Below are 26,589 nucleotides of genomic sequence, written 5' to 3'. Positions count from 1 at the left end.
CATGCGCAGAGTATTCGTGCACAACCGCGTCGTCCGGCGCGTGGCGGGCATGGCCGGCACCCTGTTCGGGGTGGCCGTGTTCGTGTTCGTCATGCTCCGGGCGATCCCCGGTAACCAGATCACCGCAGGGCTGGGCACCGAGGCCGCGGCGCTCACCCCGGTGCAGCGGGAGGCGCTCGAACGCTACTACGGCCTCGACCAGTCCCTGTTCACCCAGTTCTTCTCCTGGCTCGGCAACATGTTCACCGGGAACTTCGGCTACTCGGCGCGATCGCAGCAGAGCGTGCTCGACCTGACGCTCCACTCGTTGCCCGTCACGTTCGAACTGGCGGTGTTCTCGATCGTGCTGGCCCTGCTGATCGGTGTCCCGCTGGGCATGCTCTCGGCGTCCAGGACCAACTCGCCGAGGGACGCCCTCGGCCAGGTCGTGAGCCTGGCCGGGCTGTCGGTCCCGGCCTTCCTGCTGGCGACGACGTTGCTCTCGATCTTCGCCTCCTCCTTCGGGTTCAACCCCAACGGGCAGGGCTTCGCCTCCCTCTTCGAGAACCCGCTGCTCAACATGGAGCAGATGTTCCTGCCCGCGCTCGTGCTCGGGTTCGGCATCGCGGCGCCGATCCTGCGCACCACCCGCACCGCGGTGCTCGAAGTGCGCTCGAACGACTTCATCCGCACCGCCCGCGCCAAGGGCGTGCCGCCGCGGCGCCTGCAGGTCAGGCACGTGCTCGGCAACGCGCTCGTGCCGATCGTCACGATGACCGGCCTGCAGTTCGGCTACCTGCTCGGCGGAGCCGTCGTGGTCGAGCAGATCTTCTCCATCCCCGGCATCGGCAGGCAGGTGCTGCTGGGCATCCAGCAGAAGGAGTACGCGGTCGTCCAGAGCACGGTGCTGGTCATCGCGCTGGCGTTCGTGATCGTCAACCTGCTGACCGACATCCTCTACCGGGTCATCGACCCGCGGGTGCGCGCCTCATGAGACCTCTGTGGAAGAGCCCCAGCGGCCTTTTCGGCATCGTCATCCTCGTCCTGCTCGCCGTCGTCGCGCTGCTGTCGTACTTCGGCCTGCTCCCGCACGACCCGATCGCGCAGGACCCGCCGTCGCGGTTCCTGTCCCCATCGGGCGACCACCTGTTCGGCACGGACCAGTTCGGCAGGGACGTCTTCTCGCGGGTCGCGGCCGGGGTGGGCAACTCGGCGCTCATCGCGGTCGTCGCCGTGGCCTTCTCCGCGGTGGTGGGCACCCTGGGCGGGCTCGTGTCCGGCTTCTACCGCGGCGTCGCGGACGGCGCCATCGGCGGAGTCACCAACGTGCTCTTCGCCTTCCCGCCGCTGCTGCTCGCGCTCTCGCTCGCCTCGGTGCTCAACCGCAACTGGTTCACGATCGCCGTGGCGATCGCGATCGTCTACGTGCCCATCTTCATCCGCGTCACCCGGGGCCCCGTACTCTCGCTCAGAGAGATCGAGTACGTGAAGGCGGCCATCTCCACCGGGCAGAGCCGATGGATGATCATGATGCGACACGTGCTGCCGAACATCACCTCGATCATCGTGATCCAGGTGGCCCTGTCCCTGTCCTGGGCGGTGCTCACCGAGGCGTCGCTGAGCTTCCTGGGCCTGGGCACGCCCCCGCCCGCGCCCTCGCTCGGATCAATGATCTTCGAAGCGCGCAGCCTGACCTTCGTGGCCCCGTGGACGCTGATCGCACCCGGTGCGGTCGTCGTGCTGCTCGTCGTGGGACTGAACCTGCTGGGCGACGGCTTCCGTGACACTCTCGACCCGCGAAACCGAGGTAAGCGGTGAACCTCTCAGAACTGACGACGGAATCAGCGGACCCCCGCTTCGCCGACATCGACAGGATGACGGTGGCCGAGCTGGCGGCGACCATGAACGGGGCCGACGCCACGGTCCCCGGCGCGGTCGCCAGGGCACTGCCCCAGATCAGCGCGGCGATCGAGGCCACGGCCGAGCGGATGAAGAAGGGCGGCCGGCTCGTCTACATCGGCGCGGGCACCCCCGGGCGGCTCGGCGTGCTCGACGCCTCGGAGTGCCCTCCCACCTTCAGCACCCCGCCCGGGCAGGTCTTCGCGATCATCGCGGGCGGCGAGAGCGCGATCGTCTCCCCCCGCGAGGGCGCGGAGGACGATCCGGACGCCGCGGCGGAGGCCGTCGACGCCGCCGGCATCGGCCCGCTCGACACCGTGGTGGGCATCGCGTCGAGCGGCCGGACCCCGTTCGTGATCTCCGCGGTACGGCACGCGCGGGAACGCGGGGCACTGACCGTGGGGCTCTCCTGCAACCCGGGCACCCCGCTGAGCGACGAGGCGGAGCACGCCATCGAGGTGCTCGTGGGCCCGGAGGTGCTGAGCGGATCCACCCGGCTCAGGGCGGGCACCGCCCAGAAGCTCGTGCTCAACATGTTCTCGACGATCGTGATGGTGCAGCTCGGCAAGACCTACGGCAACCTGATGGTCGACGTCAAGGCCAGCAACGGCAAGCTGCGCGACCGTGCCGTCCGCATCGTCCGGACGATCACGGGCGCCGGGCGGGACGAGGCGCTGGCCGTACTGGACCGGAACGGGTTCAACGTGAAACAGGCGGTCGTGGCCTTCCGCTTCGACCTCGGTCCCCGGGACGCCGCCGCGCGGCTGGTCCGGAACGGCGGGCGGCTGCGGGCCGCCTTGGGAGAGCAGGCATGAGAATCCTCGGAATGATCTCCGGTACCTCGCACGACGGCATCGACGTGGCGCTGGTCGACTTCGACCTCCGTGACGGCGTGCTCGACGGCAGGGTCGGGCACACCGCCAGCACGCCGTACGCACCGGAGCTGCGCGCCCGGCTGGTCAAGGCGCTGCCCCCGGCGGAGACGACGCTCGCGGAGGTGTGCGTCCTCGACACCCTCATCGGCCAGAGCTTCGCCGAGGCCGCCGCCACCGCGATCGAACAGGCCGGGCCGGTGGACCTCATCGTCTCGCACGGCCAGACCGTGTTCCACTGGGTGGAGGGCGCGCACGCGCACGGCACGCTGCAGATCGGCCAGCCCGCGTGGATCGCCGAGCGCACCGGGGCTCCGGTCCTGTCCGACGTGCGGATCCGCGACATCACGGCCGGCGGGCACGGCGCTCCGCTGGTCTCCGTACTCGACGCCCTGCTGCTCGCCGGACACCGGGGCGGCGCCGCCGCGCTCAACCTGGGCGGCATCTCCAACATGACGGTGGTGCGCGGGCTCGACGGGCTGGTCGCCTACGACATCGGGCCGGCGAACGCGCTGGTCGACGCCGTCGTATCGAGCAGGGGGCTGGGCGAGCGGGGATTCGACGAGGACGGCGCGATCGCCGCCTCGGGGCGGGTCGACCAGGAGCTGCTCGACGTGCTGCTCGACGAGCCGTACTACCTGCTGCCGGCCCCGAAGAGCACCGGCAAGGAGCTGTTCCACCTCGGCTACGTCGAGGAGGCGATCGCGAAGGTGGGACACCGCGTCGGCGACGCCGACCTGGTGGCGACCCTGACCGAGCTCACCGTACGCGTGGTCGCCCGGGACGTCCTGGCCGCGGGCGTGGACCTCCTCGTCGTCTCCGGCGGCGGCTGCCACAACCCCGTGATCATGAAGGGGCTGCGCGACGCGCTCCCCGGTGTGACCGTCGCGCTCTCCGACGACTACGGCGCTCCCGCCGACGACAAGGAGGCGATCGCCTTCGCCCTCATCGGCTGGTGCACCGCACACGGCCTGCCGGGAACCGTGCCGGCCGGTACGGGCGCCCGCGCCGGCCGCATCCTCGGCACGCTCACGCCCGGAGCGGGACCGCTCGTCCTGCCCACGCCGGTCGCCGACCCGCCGCGCTCACTCACCCTGCGCCGATGAACGCGCCCGCGGGCCTCATCATGGCCGCGCGCACTCCATGGTTCGACCTGACCGAGTGCACCGGCCATCGCACCGTGCGCTGGGAGGACGGGGTACGCGTCGGTGAGGCGCCGATGACGATCGACACCCACCACGACCTCGCCTCGATCACGAAGATCCTCGCCACCACGACGGCGCTCATCCGCCTCGTCTCCGACGGCCTCGTCGACCTGGACGCGCCGGTGCGCGGATACCTCCCGGACTCCCCGGACGGCGTCACCGTGCGCGACCTGCTCCTGCACCGGGGCGGGCTGTGGGAGTGGTATCCGCTCTACATCCAGCGGGAGATGCCGCCACCGCGCTACCGCCCAGGCCGGGAGCGGCACTATTCCGACCTCGGGTTCATCCTGCTCGGGCGGATCGTCGAGGTCGCCACCGGACTCGGTCTGGATCGGGCCGTGTCCGAGCTGGTGACCGAGCCGCTCGGCCTCTCCTCGACCAGGTACGCCCGCCCCGCGGGCCCGCGGGTGGCCATGAGCGCGCGCGACGACCGGGTCGAGATGGACATGCTGGACTCGCAGCGGCCCTATCCCGTCCCCCACCGCAGTGCCGACTTCACCGGCTGGCGCCACGGACCCGTGATCGGGCAGGTCGCCGACGGCAACGCCCACCACGCCTTCGGCGGCGTCTCCGGGCACGCCGGGCTCTTCTCGACCGTCCCCGACCTGCTGCGCTACTGCACCGCGCTGTCCCGCTACCGCGAGCACGACGGGCTGTGGCGGCCCGACGTCGCGCAGGAGTTCTTCGCACCGGGCCCCGACGCCCAGCAGGCGCTCGGCTTCCGCAGGTACGAGCTCCAGGTCCGGAACGAGACCGTCACCGTGCTCGGCCACCCCGGCTATGTGGGCTGCGCCGTCGGTTTCGTGCCCGACCGTGACATCGCCCTGGTCATGGCAAGCAACCGGCTGCTGGTCGAGGGGACACCCGTGCCCACGGACACTCTCTGGCACGACCTGCTGAAGGCCACCGCACAACGATCGAGGACAGTATGACGAGCCCCGGGCCGCTCCTGGCCATCCGCGACCTGTCGGTCGCCTTCCGCACCGGCAAGCAGGACGCCACCGTCGTGAAGAACGTCTCGCTGGAGATCATGCCCGGCCAGACCGTCGCGGTCGTCGGCGAGTCGGGGTCGGGCAAGTCCACCACGGCGGCCGCGATCAACCGCCTCCTCCCCGACAACGGCCGCATCACCGGCGGGCAGGTGCTCTTCGAGGGGCGTGACCTGGCCACGGCGAGCGAGCGCGAGATGACCGCGATCCGCGGGGCGGGGATCGGGCTCGTCCCCCAGGACCCGATGTCCAACCTCAACCCGCTCATGCGTGTCGGGGAGCAGATCGCCGAGGCCCTTGAGGTGCACGGCGTCGCCTCGGGCAAGGCGGCCCGCGCGCGCGTGGCCGGGCTCCTGGACATGGTCGGCATCCCCGATCCGGAGCAGCGGATCGACCAGTACCCGCACGAGTTCTCCGGCGGGATGCGCCAGCGCGTGCTCATCGCCATCGGCCTGGCCTGCCGGCCGAAGCTGCTCATCGCCGACGAGCCGACCTCCGCGCTCGACGTGACCGTGCAACGGCGCATCCTCGACCAGCTCGCGGAACTCACCGCGGAGATGGGCACGGCCGTCTTCCTCATCACCCACGACCTCGCCCTGGCCGCCGAGCGCGCCGACGTCGTGGCCGTCATGTACCAGGGCGAGATCGTCGAGGTGGGCCCGGCGGCCGAGATCCTGGCCGACCCCACCCACGAGTACACCCGGCGCCTGCTGCGCGCCGTACCCAGCCTGTCGTCGGTGCGGATGCTCGAACCGCCGCAGGAAACCGAGGACCTCGTGGAGATCGAGGACCTGCGCAAGGTCTTCCCGATCCGGGGCAGCGCGGCGGAGTTCACCGCGGTCGACGCGGTCACCTTCGGCATTCCCCGCGGCCACACCGTGTCCATCGTCGGCGAATCGGGATCGGGCAAGTCGACGACCGCGAACCTGCTGCTCGGCCTCGACGACGTCACCTCGGGACGGATCCGCTTCGACGGCACCGACGTGACCTCGCTGGGCCGGCGCGAGCTCTTCGCGTTCCGCCGGCGCGTGCAGCCGGTCTTCCAGAACCCGTACGCCTCGCTCGACCCCCGCTACACCGTGGAGAAGTCGATCGCCGAGCCGCTGCGCGTGCACCGCGTCGGCACCGCGGCAAGCCGCAAGCAGACCGCGGCCGAACTGCTCGACCAGGTCTCCCTGCCCGCGTCGCTGGCCCAGCGGCTGCCGCACGAGCTGTCCGGCGGCCAGCGCCAGCGGGTCGCCATCGCCAGGGCGCTGGCGCTCTCGCCCGAGCTCGTCGTGCTCGACGAGGCCGTCTCGGCCCTCGACGTGCTGGTCCAGGCGCAGATCCTCGAACTGCTCGCCGAACTGCAGCGCGAGCTCGGGCTCAGCTACCTGTTCATCAGCCACGACCTCGCGGTGGTCCGCATGATCTCGCACTCGGTCCATGTGATGCAGCGCGGGCGGATCGTGGAGAGCGGGACCGCGAGCGAGATCTTCGAACATCCCGCGGCCGACTACACCCGCGAACTGCTGGCCGCGATCCCCGGAACCGGGCGCCGGTAGGCGCGAATCAGGCTCGTGCGCCGTGACAACTGCGCTCCTGACCAGTTCGGCGGACAACGCGTCGACCGCTTAGCTGCCCGATTCCGGCTCTTGGGTGCGGCCCGATCGTGGACGCCGTCCGACGTCCGAACGCCTCCCACGAGGGGCGCACCCTCCGATACCGCTATGCGTCCTTCGCGGCCTGCACCATCTTCAGCAGGTAGCTGATGTCCTTGTCGAAGGTGATCTCGCGCAGGATGGTGGTCGGCTGTCCCTCGTCCATCCGCCAGATGAAGGTATACAGCGCCGGCACGTCGTTTTCGACCCGGCGCATGATGATCGCCGCGTGGTCGCCGAAGTCAGTGGTGGCCGGGAAGGTGATGTCGTCGATGGAGTCACCCACCGACTGGCCTTGTTCACGCAGCGCACGGAAGCGCGCCATGAACTGGGTCTTGGTCAGGGTGATCGTCTGGCCGGACTCATCCACCCGCACGTTCTCGAATTCCGGGTCATACAGCTGATCCAGTTGGTCCACGTCCATGGCCAGTCCGGCCTGGAGGTAGCTCCGCATGCTGTCCACGAGTGCCTGGTTCACGATCCGCACCTCTCTATAACGACGTTACAGCAAGGCCAATGTAACACAGTTATAGGATGGTTGCCGTGGATGCCGAGACGATCGTGAAGCAAGCCCTGACGCTGCTGAAACAGGAAGGTCTGACCGGGGTGACCTTCCGCAGGCTCACCACCAGCCTGCAGGTCAAAGCCCCCGCCATCTACTGGCGCTTCAACGACAAGCAGGAACTCCTGGAAGCGATGGCCGAAGCCATCTTGCAAGAACAATTCGCCGAGCTCGCGCCACTGCCTCCCGGCCAGTCCTGGCGGCCATGGCTGGCCGCCATCTTCCACCGCCTGCGCCAGGCGATGCTGGCCTACCCCGACGGCGCCCGAGTCGTGGCCGGCGCCCGGCCACCCGGCACACCCACTCTCGCCCGCATCGCCGAACACGCGCTCCGCGCACTCGAAGACCGCGACCTGCCCCTGGCCGAGGCGGCGAACATCGTCTTCACCGGCACCCACTACACCTTCGGCCACGTCATCGAAGAGCAGGACTCCGCGGGCGCCCACACCATGGACACCCAGACCGCCGAGCAGTTCACGCGAACGTTCCCCACCATCGCCCGCGCCCTGGCGGAAGGCCGTCGCACCGGACTCACTCCCGATGACATCTTCAACGCGGGCGTATCCCTGATCATCGGAGACCGCGACATGCGGTAGCCCAGGAATGGGTTGTGGGCTTATGCGGGCCGACCCCCGGAAGGGCCGCCATCGGCGCCGACGGCGGTCGGTGCGTAGTTGCAGCTCGCCCTGGGTGCCATGTTGATGCTCGCGGGGCACATCGACCGGATCGCTCAGGGCCATGGAGCAGAGTCCGCCTGAAGTCGCACGTCTGCCATCGGGTCGTCGGCAATTCACATGGCCGGGAACGTCCGCGGGCAGCAGGCAGGGGTCTCCTGCCCGCGAACGTGCCCGGGACTAGCTGTAGATGCCGAACTCGTAGAGCGAGTAGCCGTACGCCGTGCCGCGCTGGGTGAGGTTCAGCCGGACGTACCTGGTCGACGTGCCGAGGTCGATGACGTCGAACCCGCCGTCACCGGTCGTGGTCGAGTAGGCGGTGCTCCAGTCCGAGCCGTTGGCCGAGGTCTGGAGCTGGTACGCCTTGCCGTACGCGCTCTCCCAGCCGAGCTGGACGCGCTTGATCGCGGTGGACCCGCCGAGGTCCACCTGGAGCCACTGCGGGTCGGCCCACTCGCTGGCCCACCGGGACGTGAAGCTGCCGTCGGTGGCCCGGCCGGGGTTGAACGGCCCGCCGTCGCCGGTCGCCTGGTAGCTGGAGGCGGTGGTCGGCTTGCCGAGCGCCACATTGGTCCCGTCGACCGTCGGCGGGACCACGCGGAACGACCGCTGCTCGATGCCGGCGTTGCCGTGCCCGTCGAAGGCGTACACGTACACCTTCCACACGCCCAGCTGCTCCGGCGCGGTCACCGAGAACCTGCCGGGGGCGGTCTGGGTGAACCTGACGTTGTCGAGGCCGCGGTTGCCGTTGACGTGCTTGTTGCTGAACATCAGGTTGTAGCGGACCAGGTCGCCGTTCGGATCGGACGCGGCGACCTCGACGGTGAAGGTCTTGCCGGCCTGGACGGCGGTCTGCGAGCCGACCGTCATCGAGGTGATCTGCGGGGGCGTGTTCGCCGAGGGCTGCCCGGTGTAGGCCGCCCGGAGCGCGTGGTAGCCGTGCCGGCGCCAGCCGCCGGTGGTGGTGTTGAGCCACACCCCGCCGAAGTCGTTCTCCAGGCCGTAGTGGAACTCGGTCGCGCCGAGCGCGACGCCCGGGTGGCTCTTGATCGCGTTCCAGCTGGCGGTGTACTGGTCCCGCTTCTCCAGGTCGGTCGGCTCGTCGGGGACGCCGTTGACATCGTTTGGCACCTCCCACTCACCGTCCGGTCCCGCCTCGGTGACGATGTACGGCTTGGTGTACCCGCCGTTGATCCAGTCCTGCTTGACGGTGTGGATGGCGCCGTAGGAGTTGACCGCGAGCAGGTCCAGGGCCGGGGAGTGGGCCTTGTAGTAGGTCCAGGCGTGGGTGTAGGCGTCGGTGGAGGTGACCGGGTGGCCGGGGTCGGCGGCGTGGATCGCCTGCGCCACCTCGTTGACGAACTTCGCGTACGCCACCCGCCGCTGCTCGACCACGTCGGCCGGCAGGCCGTGGTCCTGCATGGTGAGGATGACCTCGTTGCCGACGTCCCACATGAGCACGCCCTGGCGGCCCTTGAGCGCGTTGACCCGGGCGACGATCTCGTTCTTCACGCTGGTCTTGTACGCGGTGTCGTTGACGTAGTCGGCGCCCTGGTTGAGCCAGTGCCCGACGATGACCTTGATGCCCTGCTGGGCGGCCTTGTCGATCAGCGTCGGGGTGTTGACGTCGTCGACGCCCCAGATGCGGATCGTGTTGACGCCCATGGCCGCCAGGTCGCGCATGTAGCCGTCGGCCGCGGCCTGCGGCGGGCCGTAGGTCATGCCCTTGATCTCGTAGGGTGAGCCGTTCACCTGGAGCTGCCAGTTGCCCTGCGACCCGGTCACCCGGACCGTGCTCGGCCCGGCCGGGGTGGCCGGGTCGGTCATGGCGGCGGGGACGGTGCCGGTCTGCCGGGAGACCGACACCTGGTCCACGCTCAGCACGCCGCCGGAGGTGGTGGCGGCGGTCGGCGTCGTGACACCCGCGAGCGCGTTGGGCAGCGAGCCGCCGACGGCCAGGTCGAGGCGGAGGTAGAAGCCGTGGTGGACGGCGGCGTTCCAGGCGGCGACGCCGACCTGGCTCTCGCGCACGATCCAGGTCTGCCTGCCGTCGAGATAGAAGCGGATCTCCTCGTCGGTCTTGGTGCGGTCGATGACCTGGCTGTACTCGTGGTAGCCGCTCTGGCAGCCCTCGCAGGTGGCGAAACCGCTGGTGCGGCCGTTGTACTCGTTGCACACCCCGTCGGGGGCGGTGCCGCAGTGCAGGGTGTTGGCCAGCTGGCCGCGGCCGTTGACCCCGGTCATGATGTCGGTCTCGCCGACGGACGGCCAGTTGGTGTAGTTGCCCCGGTAGGCGGCTCCGGTGGCCCGGAAGCCGGGCCAGTAGCCCAGGGGGGCGGCGACGTCGGGCTGCTTGAGCCGGGCGCTGAACCTGAGCAGCTCACCCGGTTTCGGCTCGAAGTCGGTGCGCTGGGTCTCGATCCGGCCGGAGGTCCAGTTGCCGGCACCGTCCTTGATCGCCTTGATGTTCAGGTTGCCGCCGCCGTCGAGGAAGACGTTGGCGGTCGAGGCGCTCATGGTCTCGACCTCGCCGGTGCCCCAGTTCGCGGCGCCGCCGGGATAGGAGGTGCCGGTGCGCAGGATCCAGCCGGCGGCCGAGGGGGAGGTGCCGGCCGGTCCGGTGAAGTCGTCCTTCCACACCTCGGTCCAGGTGCCGGGCTCCTCGGGTTCCCCGCCGGTGCCCAGCCGGCCGTAGATCTGGAACTCCCACAGGGAGTAGCCGTAGCCGGTGCCGCGGGCGGTGCCGTAGAGGCGGACGTATCGGCCGGTGCCGGTCACGTTCAGGGTCTGGGTGCCGCCGGTGCCGGTCGTGGTCGAGTAGACGTCGGTCCAGCTCGTGCCGTTGGCGGAGACCTGGAGCTTGAACGCCTTGCCGTACGCGGTCTCCCAGGTCAGTACGGCACTGCTGATCGTCGCGGTGGCGCCCAGGTCGACCTGGAGCCACTGCGGATCGCTGAACGCGCTGGCCCACCGGGTGCCGGTCAGGTTTCCGTCGACCGCCGCCGCCGCGCTGTAGGCGGCGCCCTCGGACGACGAGGCCGTCGCCGTCCTGCCCTGCGACAGCAGCCCGTCGGCCGCCGCCGCCGGGCTGATGAGTGCCAGACCGGAAAGGACCAGGCTCGCCAGGGCGGCGATGACCAGGCCCGACCGGAACCGGCCCGAACTACGAGCTGGATGCACGATCTCTCCTTGAAAGGGGGGTGCCTGCCGCACCGGGGCGGCAGAGGAGGGAGAGCGCTCTCCGTAACCGAGAGTGCTCCCGGAGATCGAGCAGTGTCAAGGCTCTTCCTTTCACCGGTTCGAAACGCGCTGCTCAAGCACCGGAAACCTCACCTCGGCCGTCATATCCCTCAGAAATCGCCTTTTCGCAGGGATTCGCAGGGCAGAGACGCTCTCGGAGAGATGGGATGCGCGGACCGCCCGTGTCGGAAGTGTGAACAGCAGGTTTCAGATCGAGTCAGCGCCTGCCTTGACAAGCCGCGACAGCGCGGGACAAGCTGAAAGGAGAGCGCTCTCCCATCCGCCGTTCCCAACGGTTCCCCCCCACCAAGGAGAGGGCATGCACTCATCCCGAAGTCCAGTCAGGCTCCGCCTGGGACTGGTCGCCGCCACCCTCGTCGCGATGGTCGCGACCGGCCTGGCGATCATCAGCCCGGTCGCCGCGGCGGACACCCTGCTCTCACAGGGCCGGCCCGCCACCGCCTCCTCCACCGAAGGAGGCGGGTACGGCGCCGGAGCCGCCTTCGACGGCAACAACGGCACCCGGTGGTCCAGCGCCGCCGCCGACCCGCAGTGGCTCCAGGTCGACCTCGGCGCCACCGCGACGATCAACCAGGCCGTCCTCAGCTGGGAGGGCGCGTACGGCAAGGCGTTCAAGCTCCAGGTCTCCGCCAACGGCACGAGCTGGACCGACGTCTACTCGACCACGACCGGCACCGGCGGCACCCAGACCCTGAACGTGACCGGCACCGGCCGATACGTCCGCCTCTACGGCACCGCCCGCGGCACCGGCTACGGCTACTCCCTGTGGGAGTTCAAGGTGTACGGCACCGGCGGTGCCGGGACCACCCCCAGGCCGAAGCCGACGTTCACCGACGAGGTGACGCACCACGAGTTCCAGGCCAACTGCTCGTGGACGGCGAACCGGCCCGACGACCCGATCGTCTTCCCCGGCCTGCCCGGCGCCTCGCACATGCACACCTTCGTCGGCAACAGGACGACCAACGCGAGCAGCACGGCGGCGTCACTCCTCGGTGGCGGCACCTCGTGCACCAACCCGCATGACCGATCGGCCTACTGGTTCCCGAGCTTCTACAAGGGCGACCAGCTGATCCAGCCGACCGGCAACCAGGTCATCTACTACAAATCCGGCATCCTTGACTACTGGCAGGTGCAGCCCTTCCCGCAGGGACTGCGCTTCGTCGTCGGCAGCCCGACCGCGACACTGGCGGAGTTCCGCGACTCGCCCGGCGCCGTCGAGGGCTTCGAGTGCGGCGACATCTCCCACAGCTGGGACATCCCGACGTCCTGCGTGGCGGGCAGCCAGGTGAACGTCCGCTACCAGTCACCGAGCTGCTGGGACGGCGTCAACCTCGACAGCGCCAACCACAAGAGTCACATGTCCTACCCCTCCGACGGCTACTGCCCGGCCAGCCACCCGGTGGCGGTGCCGATGCTGGAATTCAAGATCGCCTTCCCGGCGAGCGGTGACCTGTCACAGGCGCGGCTGGCCAGTGGCCGCGGCTACACCTGGCACTACGACTTCTTCAACGCGTGGGACAACCCCGCCATCCTCGACGCGCTGGTGACCCACTGCATCAACGGTGGCCTCCAGTGCAACCCGCGCGGCTACGACCTGTACAAGCCGCACCGCGGCGCCGCCCTCACGGAGGACTTCGAGCTCCCCTGACCGCGCGTGCCCGGCTCCGGTCCCGGGCGCCCGGACCCCGGCGGCCGGGGCCGGGCCGGGCACGTCCCCCCGACACGGGAAGGTTCCCATGAGACGTGCCGGCCTGATCCTCGCCCTGTTCCTGCTGTTCGGCCCGGCCGTCGGTCTGGTCGCCGGCTGCGTCGCCCGTTCCGAGACGGCCGCGCCGGGCCACCGCCACGAATCCCCCGCCGCGGCCGTCACCACGCCCCCCGCCGTGGTCACCACCACGCCTCCCGCCGCCACGATGGCGGCCCCTGTGGCGAGCGGCTTCAACGCCACCGACACCGCGTGGCTCCAGCTGATGATCCCGATGGACGAGCGGACGCTGCCCCTGCTCGACCTCGGCGCCGAACGCGGGCACGACCCGGCGGTCCGGCGGCTGGCCGCCCGGATCGGGAAGGCCCACCTGGCCGAGCTCGGCCGCCTCAGGAAGACGCTGGGCCGTACCGGCCTGCCGCCGACGAACGTGCACGCGGGGCACGACATGCCGGGCATGGTCACCGCCGCCGACCTGACCGCGCTGGGGGCCGCCACCGGCCCGTCCTTCGACCGGCTGTTCGCCGATCATCTGCGCGAGCACCTCGACCAGTCGGCCGCGCTCGCCCGCTCCGAACAGACGGCCGGTGCCGACGGCGACACCAGGGCACTGGCCGCCGCCGTCGAGCGGGCTCGCGCCGCCCAGAGCAAACTGCTCGCCGGCATCCGGTGACCGGCCCGCAGGCCGGACCGGTGACGAGCCCCTCCGTGCCGACCGGCGTGCCGCGTTTCCGGCATTGACAGCGCCCATCGGGACGGTGACGCTAGGACGCATTGGAGAGCGCTCTCCAAGAATGAAGGGAAACCGTGTGATCATCGACGAGCTCGACCGTCTGGTGGAGAAGCTGGACCTGGAGCGGAAGGTACGGCTGCTCACCGGGGCGACCGTGTGGTCCACCCACGCCGAGCCGGTCATCGGGCTGCGGGCCATGGTCACCTCCGACGGCCCGGTCGGCGTGCGCGGGGAGGGGTGGGACGAACGGAGCCCTTCCCTGACCCTGCCCTCGGCGACCGCACTGGCCGCGACCTGGGATGAGGACCTGGTGGAACGGCTGGGCGGGCTGCTCGCCGCCGAGGCGCGGCGCAAGGGGGTGCACGTCCTGCTCGCTCCGACGCTCAACCTGCACCGCTCACCGCTCGGCGGGCGCCACTTCGAGTGCTACTCCGAGGACCCCCTGCTGACCGGCCGGATCGGCGCCGCCTACATCCGCGGTGTCCAGGCGGGCGGGGTGGCGGCCACCGCCAAGCACTACGTCGCCAACGACTCCGAGACCGAACGGCTCACCCTCGACGCCCGCGTCGACGAGCAAACCCTTCGTGAGCTGTACCTGGCACCGTTCGAGGCCGCGGTGGAGGCGGGCGTCTGGGCCGTCATGTCGGCCTACAACGGGGTGAACGGCGAAACGATGTCGGAGAGCCCGCTGCTCGCCGATCCGCTCAAGGGGGTGTGGGGGTTCGACGGGGTGGTCGTGTCGGACTGGGGCGGCGTCCGCTCCACCGGTCCCGCGGCCCGCGCCGCACAGGACCTCGCGATGCCGGGACCGCAGGGACCCTGGGGTGAGGCGCTGGTCGCCGCGGTGCGCGCGGGCGAGGTGCCGGAGGCCGCGATCGACGACAAGGTCCGGCGCCTGCTCCGGCTGGCCTCCCGGGTCGGCGCGCTGGACCTCGACCTCCCGGCGGACGACCCCGCCCTCCTCCCGGACCTCGCGGCGCAGCGTGGCCACGACCGCGCGCCGGACCTCGCCCTCCTCCCGGACCTCGCGGAACGGGACGGCCACGGCCCCGCCCGCGCGCTGCTGCGCCAGGCCGTCGCCGCGAGCACCGTGCTGCTGCGCAACGAGGACGCGCTGCTCCCTCTGGATCCCTCGCGGCTGCGCAGGGTCGCCGTGCTCGGGCCGAACGCCGCCGCCGTCCGGATCCAGGGCGGCGGCAGCGCGGGCGTGTATCCCCTGTCCGTCGTGTCTCCCCTCGACGGCATCCGCGACGCGCTGTCCGGCACGGCGGAGGTGCTCCACTCCCCCGGCGCGCACCTCGACGACCGGCCCACCCCGCTGGGCACGGACAACGCCCGCAACCCCCGGACCGGTGAACCCGGCGTCCTGGTCCGGCTGCTGGACGCCGCCGGCGCGGAGGTCCACGCCGAGCACCGGCTGACCGGCCGCATCCTGGAACCGGCGCGGATCGACTCCGCCGCCGCCGTCGAGATCCGCGCGCTCCTGAGCCCGGCGGCGGACGGCGTCTGGGAGCTGGCCGTCGCCGGATGGGGTCACGTCCTCCTGGAGGCGGACGGCCGCGTGCTGGTCGACGAGGAGGTGGAGCGGGACACCGACGACCCGGCCACCGTGCACCTGTCCCCGCCGTACCGGCGCGCCCGGCTCACGATGACCGCGGACCGGGACGTGGAGCTCGTCTCCCGGCGGCGGCTCGATCCCGGCAGCGGGATCGCCTCGGTCCTGGCCGCCGACCCGCCCCGGCGCGACGCCGAGGTGGAACTGGCCGCCGCGGTCGAACTCGCCCGGACCTGCGACGCCGTCATCGTCGTGGTCGGCACCACGGAGGAGATCGAGAGCGAGGGCGTTGACCGCACGCACCTGGATCTGCCGGGGCGCCAGGCCGAACTGGTCCGCGCGGTGGCCGCGGCAAACCCGGCCACCGTGGTGGTCGTCAACTCTGGCGGCCCGGTGGACCTGCCGTGGCGCGAGGAGGTGCCGGCCGTACTCCTGAGCTGGTTCCCCGGGCAGGAGGCCGGGCACGGCCTCGCCGACGTCCTGTTCGGCCGCGCCGAACCCGGCGGCCGGCTGCCCACCACCTGGGCCGGCCGGGCGCTCATCTCCACCGTCCCCGAAGACGGGACGCTCGTCTACGCCGAGGGTCTGGAGATCGGCCACCGCGCCTGGCTGCGGCGGTCCGCGCCGCCCGCGTACTGGTTCGGGCACGGGCTCGGCTACACGTCCTGGTCCTACGAGAGCCTCTCCGTGCCCGGAGACGCCGTCCCCGGCGGACCGCTCTCCGTCCGGGTACGGCTGCGCAACACCGGTGCGCGCGCCGGACGCGAGGTCGTCCAGGTCTATCTGTCCCGGCCGGAGACCGGGGTGGCCCGTCCCGTGCGCTGGCTGGCCGGCTACACCCTCGCCGACGCGGGACCGGGCGAGGCCGTCGTCGTCACGGTGGACATCCCGGCGCGGGCCTTCCGGCACTGGTCGGCCGGCCATCGCAACTGGCGGACGGAGCAGGGCGCCTTCACGGTGCTCGCCGGCCGCTCGGCCGCCGACCTGCCGTTGAGCGGCACGACGCTCGTCGGCGCACAGGCGCCTGTCCAGCCGGAACCCATCGGAGAGCGCTCTCCCATCATGCTATAAAGGCCCTATGAACGAAGGCCTCCCGCGAGTGTCGGGACCCCCCACCTTGGAGGACGTGGCGCGGACGGCGGGAGTCTCCCGCGCCACGGTCTCCCGCGTGATCAACGGAATCCGCAACGTCGATCTCGCGATCCAGGAGAGGGTCAGGGAGGCGATCGCCCTCACCGGCTACGTTCCCAACCAGGCCGCGCGTTCACTGGTCACCCGGCGGACGGGGGCGATCGCTCTGATCGTCTCCGGGGCCGGCGGCGGCGAGGAGGACTCGTTTCCCCGCCAGGTCTTCGCCGACCCGTTCTTCGGCCGCGTGGTCGGAGGCGTCGTCGGGTTCCTGCGTCCGCTGGGCATCTATCCGACCCTGATGTTCGCCGACACCCTGGAGACCCGCGACCAGGTCATCGCCTATCTGCGCCAGGGCAACGCCGACGGGGCCATCCTGGTCTCCATCAGCGCCGAGGACACGTTGCCCAAGCTGCTCGCCGACGCCGCGCTGCCCGCCGTGCTCTTCGCCAGACCGGCCCGGCCGGTCCCGATCAGCTACGTCGACGTGGCACACCGGGCCGGGGGCAAGCTGGCCGCCGACCACCTCGTCGCCCGCGGCTGCCGCCGGCTGGCCACCATCTCCGGCCCGCTCGACGTGCCCGCCAGCCAGGACCGCCTGGCGGGTTTCCAGGAGGCGATGGCCGTCCACGGCCATCCCTACATTCCCTGTGCCGAGGGCAACTTCACCCTTCCCAGCGGCGAGGCGGCGATGGAGCGACTGCTCGCCGAGCACCCCGACATCGACGGCGTCTTCGCGGCCAACGACCTGATGGCCCAGGGCGCCCTGCTGGTGCTGCGCCATCACGGGCGCCGGGTGCCCGACGACGTGGCCATGGTGGGCTTCGACGACAGCAGCGCGGCGCTGGCCTGCCGCCCACCGCTCACCACCGTCCGCCATCCCGTCGAGGACATGGCCGCCGAGATGGGGCGGCTGCTGCTGGCGCACATCGAGCGGCCGGACCATCCGGTGACCTCGCGGATCTTCGAGCCTACTCTGGTGGTCAGGGAGTCGGCCTGAGCGACTACGACGCCCTCGAAATCCCCGCCGACCTCGGCCTCACCATCGTCACTTACACCTCACCCCGCCGCACTCCACGCCACCGCCTTCGCCTGCCTTCGGCAGGCTCCACTCCGACGCCGGCACCGATCAGGGCCCCTTCGACGCCATAGCAGCTTTCGCCGTGCATTGGCCTGCGGCGACACAATCGCGGGTTCCCGGTAGGGCAAGTCTTACCGACACCCTGAAGTCGGCCGATGTCCCGGCGGTGGTCGCCGAGGCTGCCTGCCCGCGATCTGAACGTGGCTCAGGTATTGCCGTCTGAGGTCGTTTCGGGTTTCGTGTGGAGGATCTCGCGGGCCTGGTCCGCGGCGCGGGCGATGCTCTCGGAGACGAAGTCGACGAAGCGGGCAATGTTCTCCAGACGGGCGGCGGCCGGGGAATCGGGGCCGAGGATGCCGACGCCCTGCCGGGCGACCTCGCCGAGGTGGGCGGTGGCGCGGGCGCTGGCCATCGTTGACTGATACAAGACGTCGTCGTCGACGATGTAGCGCTCGCGGCGGCGTTCATCGCGTTCCCGGCGGATGAGGCCCTGGCTTTCGAGGAACGTGATCGCTTTGGAGACGGACGCCGGGCTGACCTGGAGGCGCCCGGCGAGTTCGGCGGCGGTGAGGCTGCCGGCGTCGGTGGTGTAGAGGCTGGCCAGCACCAGGGCCGTCATCTTGGGCAGGCCCGATTGCATGAAGACGGTGGCGAACACCTCCTCGTACTCTCGCACGGCCTCGGCATCGCGTCCGTAGACCTGCGGGGGCGTGTTGGGGTCCCGCGGCGCGGCGCGTCTGCGACGGTGGGTGCGGCGCTCGGTGGCGCGGTGGGCCAGGTCGGGGCGGTAGGCGGTGGGGCCGCCGTTGCGCATCACCTCACGCGTGATCGTGGAGGTGGGGCGGTCGAGGCGCCGGGCGATCTCGGCGTAGGGAAGGCTGTCGGCCAGCCCCAGCGCGATCTGCTGACGGTCCTGCTGGGTGAGTCTGCCTCCCGGCATCGCGATCTCCTTCGTGGTCCGTGGTGTCTCCAGCATAGCGTTCATCTTTGATTCATTGCAACAAGCAAGGCTTGCATTGTTGCATTAAATTCAAATCAACTGCAACGAATTATCGGCTTCTACCTGCAGCGATAACACTGAGACGCAATGAATCGATTGCCAAAATTCAAAAGGCAACGTAGCGTTTGCGTTGTCAGAAACAACAAGCGCAGGAGAGCACGATGCAGAAGTTCGACACCCCCACCCCGATCTCCGCCGTTCTCGACATCCCCGCGGGGCGCGTCCGGTTCATCGCCGCCGACCGGGCCGATGCCACGGTCGAGGTGCTGCCCGCGGACGCCTCCAAGAGCCGCGATGTGAAGGTGGCGCAGCAGACCACGGTCGAATACCGCGACGGCGTCCTGCGGATCGAGGCCTCGGCGAAGAACCAGCTCCTCGGCGCCTCCGGATCCATCGAGGTGACGGTCCAGCTACCCGCCGGCTCCCACGTCGAGGCGAAGGCGGCCAGCGCCGAATTCCGGGCCGTCGGACGGCTCGGCGACGTCGCCTTCGAAGGCGCGCACGGCCAGATCAAGCTCGACGAGGCCGCGAGTATCCGCGTCACCACCGTCGCCGGTGATGTCTCGATCGGCCGCCTGGGCGGCCCCGCGCAGATCAGCACCGGCAAGGGCGACATCCGCATCACCGAGGCCGTGCGCGGCACGGTCGTGCTGCGCACCGAGGCCGGCGAGGTGTCGATCGGCGCCGCCGCCGGAGTCTCGGCCTCCCTGGACGCCGGCACCTCCTACGGCCGGATCCACAACGCGCTCAAGAACACCGATGGCACCGCCGCCGCCCTGACCATCCACGCGACCACCGCGTACGGCGACATCACCGCCCGCAGCCTGTAAGAGGGACGCCCCTCAGACCCGGCGACCCTGTCCGTTCAGTTGAATTTCGTAACAGTTCTCAAGGAGCACACCACCATGTCCATCACCCTTACCGACCAGGACCGCCCGGAGCTGCAGAAGGCGATCGAGGAGATCGTCGATTCCGGTCTCACCGGGGTGTCGCTGCGTGTGCACGACGAGCGGGGCGAGTGGGCCGGCAGCGCCGGGGTGGCCGAGCCGGGCGGGGCCGCCAAGCCGCCGATCGACGGGCACGTCCGGATCGGCAGCAACACCAAGACCTTCACCGCGACCCTGGTGCTGCAACTGGTGGCCGAGGGCAGGATCGGGCTGGACACCCCGGCGGCCGACTACCTGCCCGAGTTCGGGCTGGACGAGCGGATCACGGTGCGGATGCTGCTGCAGCACACCAGCGGGGTGTTCAACTTCACCGGCGAGTACTACGACGACGGGACGTTCGTGCCGGGGATCCCCGCCACCCCCGCGGGCAAGGAGTGGGTGGACAACCGGTTCCACACCTACCGGCCGCAGGAGCTGGTGGAGCTGGCGCTGTCCAAGCCGGCGCGGTTCGAGCCGGGGACGGGCTGGAGCTACGCCAACACCAACTACGTGCTGGCCAGGCTGCTGATCGAGAAGGTCACCGGCCGTTCGGTCGCCGAGGAGATGCAGCGGCTGATCCTGGGCCCGCTCGGCCTGACGGGCACCGTGGCGCCGACCACCCAAACGGAGATCCCTGAGCCGCACGCCCACGCCTACTACCGCTACGAGGAGGCCGGCGAGCAGCAGACGGTCGACGTCACCCGCCACAACCCCTCCTGGATCTCCAGCGGCGGCGACATGATCTCGACCACCCGCGACCTGCACACGTTCATCTCCGCGCTGGTGGGTGGCAAGCTGCTGCCGGCTCCGCTGCTGGCCGAGATGTGCGCCCCGCACCCGACGGGCATCCCGAACATGGACTACGGCCTGGGCGTGTTCGTGCTGACCACCGACGGCGGCACCGTCATCACCCACAACGGCGGCATGGCGGGCCACGGGGCACTGATGTACAGCACACCCGACGGCGGCACGACCCTGACCGCCACACTGAACTACGTCGACGACGCCGCACTGTCCCTGGCAGAGGCGTTCCAGAAGGCGACGCAGAGGCTCGTCCAGGAGGTGTTCGGCGGCGGGCAGGCCGAGTCGGCTGACGCGGCCGAACCGGCTCAATAGACAGGGCCGAGCGGCGTGGACCCGCACGGGCCAAGCCGGCTCGCTCACCCTGGCCGATGTCCGCCGGCATGGACGACCAGGTCCACCCGGACCACACGCTGCGGCAGGTCGACGTCGAAGTCCGGCCGCGACCCGAAGTAGCCGCCATGCGCGCGCGGGCCGCCCCCCGCGGCTCCCGGCGTCCCAGGGCGGCGTGCTCCGACATCGCGTCGGAGTACGCCGCTTCATTCGTGTGCAGGGCGGCTTCGCCCGGGGGACGGACGTGGTCGGCTGGAACTCCCGTAGCGCGCCGAGCCGTTCGGGCGGCGCGAGCAACCGCACTGCGCAAGACCCTCCATGGCGAGCCCGTACAGGGCGGGGCCGCACGCCGAGAGCAGGGTGATGCCTCTCGTTCTCGTTCTCATAGATGACTATCTATGAGAACGCCACGAGGCCCCGACGTTACGCACGGCTCCTTGGTCCACGCCGAAACCAGCCGAGAGATCATTGCTGCCGCCCGGTGTTTCGGGCGGCCAGGATCTGCCGCCACTGCTCCATGACCTGCCGGAAGGCCTCGCCCACGAGGAGAAGAAGCTCGGCGGAGGACTCGAAGCGGGCACCCGCCGGGGTCGTGGCCCCGAAAATCTCGGCTCCGCGCTGCGATGCGGCCGCCAGCTCGTCGTTCATCTGCAGAGATGCGAGGAGAGACGGGAGCCAGATCTCGTTGTCGATGACATAGCGTTCGCGCCGCGCGCCGGGAACCCGTTCCCGGCCGAGCATTCCCTGCTGTTCGAGGAAGGCGATGGCGTGCGAAATCGACGCCGGGCTGACGCGAAGCCGCTGGACCAGGTCGGCGGCGGTGAGGCCGCCGGAGTCGGTGACGTACAGGCAGGCCAGCACCCTGGCCTCCATCCGGGGCAACCCCTGCTGAACGAGGAGAGCGGTGAAGGACTCCGTGAAGTCCTGCACCGCTCGGGGGTCACGCCCATGGCCGCTGTCGGGGACCGGTGGCGCAGGAGGCTGAGTCTGCTTGTGTCGGCGCGCACGATGCCGGGTGGCCTCGTGCGCCCGGTCCGCCCCGTAATCGTCGGGTCCGCCATTGCGGGTGACCTCGCGCATGATGGTCGAGGCGGGCCGCCCCAGGCGCCGGCCGATCTCTGCGTATCCGAGCCCCTCGGCCAGCCACGCGGCGATGTGCTGACGGTCCTCATTGGTGAGTCTGCCTCCGGGCATCGGTGCTCGGCTCCTATCTGTCGACGTGCGCGGAGCTCCGCGCCCCGGCACGCTCCGCTGCACAGTATGCATTCACCCGCATCCCATTGCAATTATCATCCTGATCATCCATTGCGTTCAGCATCACGCTCATTGCAATGTCAATCCAATAGGCCTTGATTAACAGGCAAGAAGCACCATCTTTGCCCGTTGACGAATTTATGAACGCAATGTATTGTCGCAGACGTTCAGAGATTCCCGAACATTTGTGAGTGCCGATGGCGCCACAGCGGGAGTCCTGCGACCGAGCTCCGATCCGCCGAGGCCGTGGGTGCCATATCGGGACGGGTCTCGCAAGATCGAACACTGTGCGCAAGGAGATTCACGATGGAAAAAAGCAACAGCGGCTTCTCCGCAGCGGGGCTGCGCAGACTGCGTGAGGTGCTGGCCCGGCATGTCGAGTCCAAAAAGATCCCCGGACTCGTCGCTCTGGTCGGCCGGGGCGAGGAGACGCACGTCGAAGCGCTCGGGACGATGCGCCATGACGGCGGCGCGCCGATGCGCCGGGACACCATCTTCCGGATGGCCTCCACGTCCAAGCCGGTCGCGGTCGCGGCCGCGATGGTCCTGCTGGATGAGTGCCGGCTGCGGCTGGACGACCCGGTGGAGCAGTGGCTGCCGGAACTCGCCGACCGGCGGGTGCTCAAGCGGATCGACAGCCCACTGGACGACACCGTGCCGGCACGGCGGCCGATCACCGTACGGGACCTGCTGACCTCCACCTTCGGGCTCGGCATGGACATGACGGCGCTGGGCACCCCGATCATGGGCGCGATCTTCGAGCAGGGACTCACCCCCGATCTGCCCACACCGATGCCCGAGCCGGACGAGTGGATGCGCCGCCTGGGCACGCTTCCGCTGATGCACCAGCCCGGAGAGCGCTGGCAGTACCAGCTCAGCAACGACCTCCTCGGCGTGCTGGTGGCCCGGGTCACCGGCCAGTCGTTCGAGGCGTTCCTGCGCGAGCGCATCTTCGACCCGCTGGGCATGCAGGACACCGCCTTCCACGTGCCCGCCGACAAGATCGACCGGATGCCGACCCTGTACGCCCCCGACCCGCAGACCGGAGAGTTCCATGTGTGGGACGAGGCCGCGGGCGGACGGTGGAGCCGGCCTCCGGCGTTCCCGGGCGGCGGCGGCGGACTGGTCTCCACCGTCGACGACTACCACGCCTACTTCCGGATGCTGCTGAACGGCGGGATGCACGGGAGTGAGCGGATCCTGTCGCGGCCCGCCGTCGAGCTGATGACCACCAACCGCCTCACGCCCGAGCAGCAGGCCGCCCGGCACGCCATGGCCGTCGACAACGTGCACATCTCCTTCGGCCAAGGCCAGCACGGCGGCTGGGGCATGGGAATGGCGGTGCGCACCTACCGCGGCGACTACGCGCCCGTCGGCCAGTTCGGCTGGGACGGCGGAAGCGGCACCTCGACCTACGCCGACCCGCACAACCGGCTCACCGGAATCCTGCTCACCCAGGTCGGGATGTCCGTCCCGGACTCGGCGCGGGTCATCCACGACTTCTGGACCACGCTCTACCAGGCGATCGACGACTGACACCCAACCCACACCCCGGCACGCCCGCACCTCACGACACCCGACGTCTGGATCTCGTTTGCCGCTCCGAAGGGAGCACGGCAGACCGGGGCCTCACACCACAGCACCGCGGGTACCTGCAGTCGGGAACAGGCATGTCCGGGACCGTACGGCCTGCTCACCGGCCGGGGAGTGCCCGGACTGTCGCAGCCGCCGGTTAGTGTCCTGTGGTGAGGTGCCGCACATGATCCCGGGGAGCGTACGGTGACCGTGCTCGCGAAGCCGGATCTGACGGCCGTGGAAGCCTCCGTCGAGCAGCTGGTCTACGTCCGCGAGGACGAATACACCGTCGCGCGGATGAGTGCCGAGGGCGGTGCCGAGGGCCTGGGCGGGTTCGTCGCTGCGGGCCGCGCGCTGGCCGGGGCCCAGCCCGGAGAGACGCTGCGGCTGACCGGGGAGTGGGACGAGCACCCGCGCCACGGCAGTCGCCTGATGGTCGGGCGGTGCGAGCGGGTGGTCCCCTCCACCGTGCGCGCGATCACGCTGTACCTCGGTTCGGGCCTGATCCGCGGGATCGGGCCGCGGCTCGCCCACGCCGTCGTCAGCCACTTCGGGCAGGAGACGCTCACGGTCATCGACACCGAGCCGGAGCGCCTGCGGGAGGTCGTCAACATCGGTGCCGCGCGGCAGGCGCAGATCGTCCAGGCCTGGGCGGAGCAGAAGGAGGTCGCCGAGCTGATGGTCGTCCTGCAGGGCTTCGGAATCAGCCCGCTGCTCGCGGCCAAGATCTACCAGGTCCACGGAAACGACTCACGCCACGTCCTGCGTTCCGATCCCTACCAGTTGATCGGCCAGGTCAGGGGGATCGCCTTCCATACCGCCGACCGGATCGCCCTGCGGTCGGGGGTACCGGAGAACAGCCCGCAGCGGATCAGGGCGGCGCTCCTGGACAGGCTGGAGACGGCGGCGGCCCGTGACGGGCACTGCTTCCTGCCGCTGCCCGCCCTCGTCGCCGCGGCGGCGGCCCTGGTCGAGCAGGAGGAGGAGCCGATCCGCCGGGCGGTCGACGCGCTGGCCGCCGAGCGCCGGGTGGTCGTCGAGGCGTCGCCGACCGGGCCGGGGCAGGTGGTGTACGCCAAGGAGCAACACGGCCGCGAGGTCGCGCTGGCGGCGCACCTGGTCAGGCTCTGGCGAGCCCGCTCGACGCTGCCGCTGCGCACGTTCGCCGAGGACGAGGGGCTGCACGAGGACCAGCGGGTGGCCGTGAACCTGGCGCTGACCAGCACCGTGTCCATCCTGACCGGCGGTCCCGGCTGCGGCAAGAGCCACACCGTGAAGGTGATCGCGGCGACCGTGCGGGCGATGGGCGGCACGGTGACCCTGACCGCGCCGACCGGCAAGGCGGCCAAACGCCTGTCGGAGCTCGTCGGTCTGCCCGCGACGACCGTGCACCGGATGCTGGCCCAGCAGCCGGAGCCGGAGGAGGGCACGCTGTTCCAGCAGTCTCCCGCGCAGGCGGACCTGGTCGTGGTGGACGAGGCGTCGATGCTGGACCTGCAGCTGGCCACCCGGCTGACGGCCGCGATCCCGGCGGGCAGTCACCTGCTGCTGGTCGGCGACGGTGACCAGCTCTCCAGCATCGGGCCCGGCAGCGTGCTGGCCGACCTGCTCCGCGTGCCGGAGATCCCGCGCATCCGGCTGACCCACATCTTCCGGCAGGCGCAGGACAGCGGGATCGTCCAGGCCGCCCACCGGATCCGGACGGGGGAGCTGCCCGTGCTGCCCGGCCGGGGCGGGTTCTGGTTCGAGGAGCTGGACGATCCCGACCAGGTGGCCGACCGGGTGGTCCATCTGGCGACGGAGGCGATCCCCCGTAAGCAGAACATCGGCGCGGACCAGGTCCAGGTGCTGTGCCCGACCCGCAAAGGGGTGACGGGAGCCGCGGAGCTCGGCCGCAGACTGCAGGAACGGCTGAACCCGGCGCGCGATGACGCGGCCGAGCACTGGGCGGGCCCGTCGGTCTTCAGGGTGGGCGACCGCGTCATGCCGATCCGCAACAACTACGACAAGGGTGTGTTCAACGGGGAGACCGCCACGGTCACCGCGGTGAACCCGCAGGAACGGCTGGTCGAGCTCCGCACCGGCGACGGGGACAGCGTGACCTACACCTTCGGCGAGCTGGACGAGCTGACCCACGCCTACGCGATCAGCGTGCACCGCTCCCAGGGCAGCGAGTATCCGTTCGTGGTGGCGCCGATCGTGGCCGAGGCCGGGGGCGTGATGCTGCACCGCAGGCTGCTGTACACCCTGGTCACCAGGGCGAAGGCGTGGGTGGTCCTCGTCGGCCGGCGCGAGGCGCTGGAGCTCGCGGTGCACCGCCTCGGCCACCGCAGGAACACCGGCCTGGCCCTCCGGATCGCCACGGGCCTGGAGGGCTGACGGCGGTGACGCCACGTCCGCCGGGTTCGGCGACGACGCCTTCGACTACGCGGCCCGCCCGCGCGACTCCCGCCCGGACCTGGTGGGAGTCATCGACCCGGTGGGAGTCATCGCCGCCCCCACCGGATCCCGGCCGCCGCACGAGAAGGGTCAGCCCGCACCGGGTCTGCGGGCGAGGACCGAGTGGACGGCGAACGAGACGGATCTGAACACCGGGTCGGCCATGACCGCCCGGACGTCCGCGAGCTGGAGCCGGGTCATACCCGCCTGCAGGAAGTGCTCCTCCAGATGGAGGCTGTTGCTGGTGAGCAGGCCGACCCCGGCCGACCCCGGGCCCCACACCTCGACCCGGCAGACCGGGTCGACGTCGACCAACCCCGCCTCGCTCATCGCCTGGGCGACGGAGCCGCCCCAGGTCGGATCGCTGCCGGCGGAGCCCAGCACGCGGGCCATGGCCGCGATGTACGTCTCATACAGCTCGCGTGCCCGCCGGTCGGAGGTGACCAGCGGCGACCAGTTGCCGATGTCGACCTCGTCGATCTGGAGCCAGCCCCCCGGGCGCAGCGCGGCGCGCAGACGCTCCAGCACCCGCTGCCGTTCGGGCAGATGGCTCAGCACGAGCCGTGCGTGGATCAGGTCGAACGCGCCGGAGGGCAACGGGTCGTTGACGATGTCGTGCTTGACGACGGTGAGTCCGGGCTGGGCGGGGATGAGACCGGGTTTGATGTCGGTTGCCAGCACGCGGCCGGTCGGCGCCACCCGCCCGGCCAGCCACCGCGCCACGCTCCCACCACCGGCTCCGACCTCCAGGCAGTTCCAGCCGTCGGTGACGCCGGTCTGCCCGAGCCGTTCCAAGGTCAGCGGATCGAGGAGTTGGGCCAGGTAGCGGTGCTGGTCCGTGGAGTGGACTCCGTCGTTGTCGAAGACATACTCGGACGCGATCATTGAGCTCTGCCCGGTCACACACTTCCTTCCAGAGAAATCTACGGCTCGTTCTCGAATGATAAACGGTCACCCTCCGAAATCATGCGACTTCGT

20 protein-coding genes are annotated in these 26,589 nt (G+C 70.4%); 15 read left to right on the top strand and 5 right to left on the bottom strand.

Annotation, left to right across the window (positions count from 1 at the left end):
- The first annotated feature begins 1 nt into the window (after position 1).
- The 6 genes from OHA77_RS22420 to OHA77_RS22395 are packed head-to-tail and all read left to right on the top strand — an operon-like array spanning position 2 to position 6,488.
- A complete protein-coding gene (locus tag OHA77_RS22420) occupies positions 2 to 973 on the top strand; it encodes an ABC transporter permease (RefSeq protein WP_406311494.1) in 972 nt (323 codons plus the stop codon).
- The gene (locus OHA77_RS22415) at positions 970 to 1,797 is read left to right on the top strand and encodes an ABC transporter permease (protein ID WP_326826322.1); all 828 of its coding nucleotides are present in this window, start codon (positions 970 to 972) and stop codon (positions 1,795 to 1,797) included. The genes OHA77_RS22420 and OHA77_RS22415 overlap by 4 nt, the downstream gene beginning before the upstream one ends.
- A complete protein-coding gene (gene murQ / locus OHA77_RS22410; protein ID WP_406311493.1) occupies positions 1,794 to 2,693 on the top strand; it encodes an N-acetylmuramic acid 6-phosphate etherase in 900 nt (299 codons plus the stop codon). Before OHA77_RS22415 ends, murQ begins: the two co-directional genes overlap by 4 nt.
- Positions 2,690 to 3,856 carry an anhydro-N-acetylmuramic acid kinase gene (locus OHA77_RS22405; RefSeq protein ID WP_406311492.1) on the top strand — a complete coding sequence of 389 codons (1,167 nt, stop codon included), beginning with the start codon at positions 2,690 to 2,692 and terminating at the stop codon, positions 3,854 to 3,856. The genes murQ and OHA77_RS22405 overlap by 4 nt, the downstream gene beginning before the upstream one ends.
- Positions 3,853 to 4,887, top strand: a complete 1,035-nt coding sequence (locus tag OHA77_RS22400; RefSeq protein ID WP_406311491.1) for a serine hydrolase domain-containing protein — start codon at positions 3,853 to 3,855, stop codon at positions 4,885 to 4,887. Before OHA77_RS22405 ends, OHA77_RS22400 begins: the two co-directional genes overlap by 4 nt.
- Entirely contained in the window at positions 4,884 to 6,488 is a 1,605-nt protein-coding gene (locus OHA77_RS22395; protein ID WP_406311490.1) for an ABC transporter ATP-binding protein, read from the top strand. Before OHA77_RS22400 ends, OHA77_RS22395 begins: the two co-directional genes overlap by 4 nt.
- A 163-nt stretch (positions 6,489 to 6,651) precedes the next feature.
- Here OHA77_RS22395 and OHA77_RS22390 read toward each other — a convergent pair whose 3' ends face one another.
- On the bottom strand, positions 6,652 to 7,062 hold the full coding sequence (locus tag OHA77_RS22390; protein ID WP_326826327.1) for a hypothetical protein: 411 nt from the start codon (positions 7,060 to 7,062) through the stop codon (positions 6,652 to 6,654).
- Positions 7,063 to 7,118: 56 nt separating this feature from the next.
- Between OHA77_RS22390 and OHA77_RS22385 the strand changes: the two genes are divergently transcribed.
- Entirely contained in the window at positions 7,119 to 7,742 is a 624-nt protein-coding gene (locus OHA77_RS22385) for a TetR/AcrR family transcriptional regulator C-terminal domain-containing protein (RefSeq protein ID WP_326826328.1), read from the top strand.
- Between the two features lie 258 nt (positions 7,743 to 8,000).
- Here the strand turns inward: OHA77_RS22385 and OHA77_RS22380 are convergent, their stop codons facing one another.
- Positions 8,001 to 11,000, bottom strand: a complete 3,000-nt coding sequence (locus OHA77_RS22380; RefSeq protein ID WP_406311489.1) for a discoidin domain-containing protein — start codon at positions 10,998 to 11,000, stop codon at positions 8,001 to 8,003.
- A 379-nt stretch (positions 11,001 to 11,379) separates the two neighbouring features.
- Between OHA77_RS22380 and OHA77_RS22375 the strand changes: the two genes are divergently transcribed.
- The 4 genes from OHA77_RS22375 (at position 11,380) to OHA77_RS22360 (ending at position 17,202) form a co-directional block, all read left to right on the top strand.
- Entirely contained in the window at positions 11,380 to 12,729 is a 1,350-nt protein-coding gene (locus OHA77_RS22375; protein WP_406311488.1) for a DUF1996 domain-containing protein, read from the top strand.
- An 88-nt stretch (positions 12,730 to 12,817) separates the two neighbouring features.
- Positions 12,818 to 13,459 (top strand): DUF305 domain-containing protein, encoded by a 642-nt coding sequence (locus tag OHA77_RS22370; protein ID WP_406311487.1) that lies wholly within the window; start codon positions 12,818 to 12,820, stop codon positions 13,457 to 13,459.
- Between the two features lie 136 nt (positions 13,460 to 13,595).
- Entirely contained in the window at positions 13,596 to 16,145 is a 2,550-nt protein-coding gene (locus OHA77_RS22365; protein ID WP_406311486.1) for a glycoside hydrolase family 3 C-terminal domain-containing protein, read from the top strand.
- Positions 16,146 to 16,152: 7 nt separating this feature from the next.
- Entirely contained in the window at positions 16,153 to 17,202 is a 1,050-nt protein-coding gene (locus OHA77_RS22360) for a LacI family DNA-binding transcriptional regulator (protein ID WP_406311485.1), read from the top strand.
- Positions 17,203 to 17,488: 286 nt separating this feature from the next.
- On the opposite strand, the gene OHA77_RS22355 is transcribed toward OHA77_RS22360, so the two are convergent.
- Complete coding sequence (locus OHA77_RS22355; protein WP_406319857.1) at positions 17,489 to 18,223, bottom strand: helix-turn-helix domain-containing protein; 735 nt, start codon at positions 18,221 to 18,223, stop codon at positions 17,489 to 17,491.
- Between the two features lie 221 nt (positions 18,224 to 18,444).
- On the opposite strand from OHA77_RS22355, the gene OHA77_RS22350 reads away from it, so the two are divergent.
- The gene (locus OHA77_RS22350) at positions 18,445 to 19,113 is read left to right on the top strand and encodes a DUF4097 family beta strand repeat-containing protein (RefSeq protein WP_406311484.1); all 669 of its coding nucleotides are present in this window, start codon (positions 18,445 to 18,447) and stop codon (positions 19,111 to 19,113) included.
- A gap of 75 nt (positions 19,114 to 19,188) precedes the next feature.
- Entirely contained in the window at positions 19,189 to 20,325 is a 1,137-nt protein-coding gene (locus OHA77_RS22345) for a serine hydrolase domain-containing protein (RefSeq protein WP_406311483.1), read from the top strand.
- A gap of 483 nt (positions 20,326 to 20,808) precedes the next feature.
- Here OHA77_RS22345 and OHA77_RS22340 read toward each other — a convergent pair whose 3' ends face one another.
- On the bottom strand, positions 20,809 to 21,537 hold the full coding sequence (locus tag OHA77_RS22340; protein WP_406311482.1) for a helix-turn-helix domain-containing protein: 729 nt from the start codon (positions 21,535 to 21,537) through the stop codon (positions 20,809 to 20,811).
- A gap of 366 nt (positions 21,538 to 21,903) precedes the next feature.
- Between OHA77_RS22340 and OHA77_RS22335 the strand changes: the two genes are divergently transcribed.
- Together OHA77_RS22335 and OHA77_RS22330 are read left to right on the top strand one after the other, a co-directional pair.
- Positions 21,904 to 23,133, top strand: a complete 1,230-nt coding sequence (locus OHA77_RS22335) for a serine hydrolase domain-containing protein (protein ID WP_406311481.1) — start codon at positions 21,904 to 21,906, stop codon at positions 23,131 to 23,133.
- Positions 23,134 to 23,376: 243 nt separating this feature from the next.
- Positions 23,377 to 25,551 carry an ATP-dependent RecD-like DNA helicase gene (locus OHA77_RS22330; RefSeq protein ID WP_406311480.1) on the top strand — a complete coding sequence of 725 codons (2,175 nt, stop codon included), beginning with the start codon at positions 23,377 to 23,379 and terminating at the stop codon, positions 25,549 to 25,551.
- A gap of 150 nt (positions 25,552 to 25,701) precedes the next feature.
- Here OHA77_RS22330 and OHA77_RS22325 read toward each other — a convergent pair whose 3' ends face one another.
- Positions 25,702 to 26,514 carry a class I SAM-dependent methyltransferase gene (locus OHA77_RS22325; RefSeq protein WP_406311479.1) on the bottom strand — a complete coding sequence of 271 codons (813 nt, stop codon included), beginning with the start codon at positions 26,512 to 26,514 and terminating at the stop codon, positions 25,702 to 25,704.
- Positions 26,515 to 26,589 lie beyond the last annotated feature (75 nt).

Source organism: Streptosporangium sp. NBC_01639 (genome assembly GCF_045209755.1).
Lineage (GTDB): Bacteria > Actinomycetota > Actinomycetes > Streptosporangiales > Streptosporangiaceae > Streptosporangium.
The sequence above is the reverse complement of the archived record's forward strand: the minus strand, read 5'-3'. Positions and strand labels throughout refer to the sequence as shown.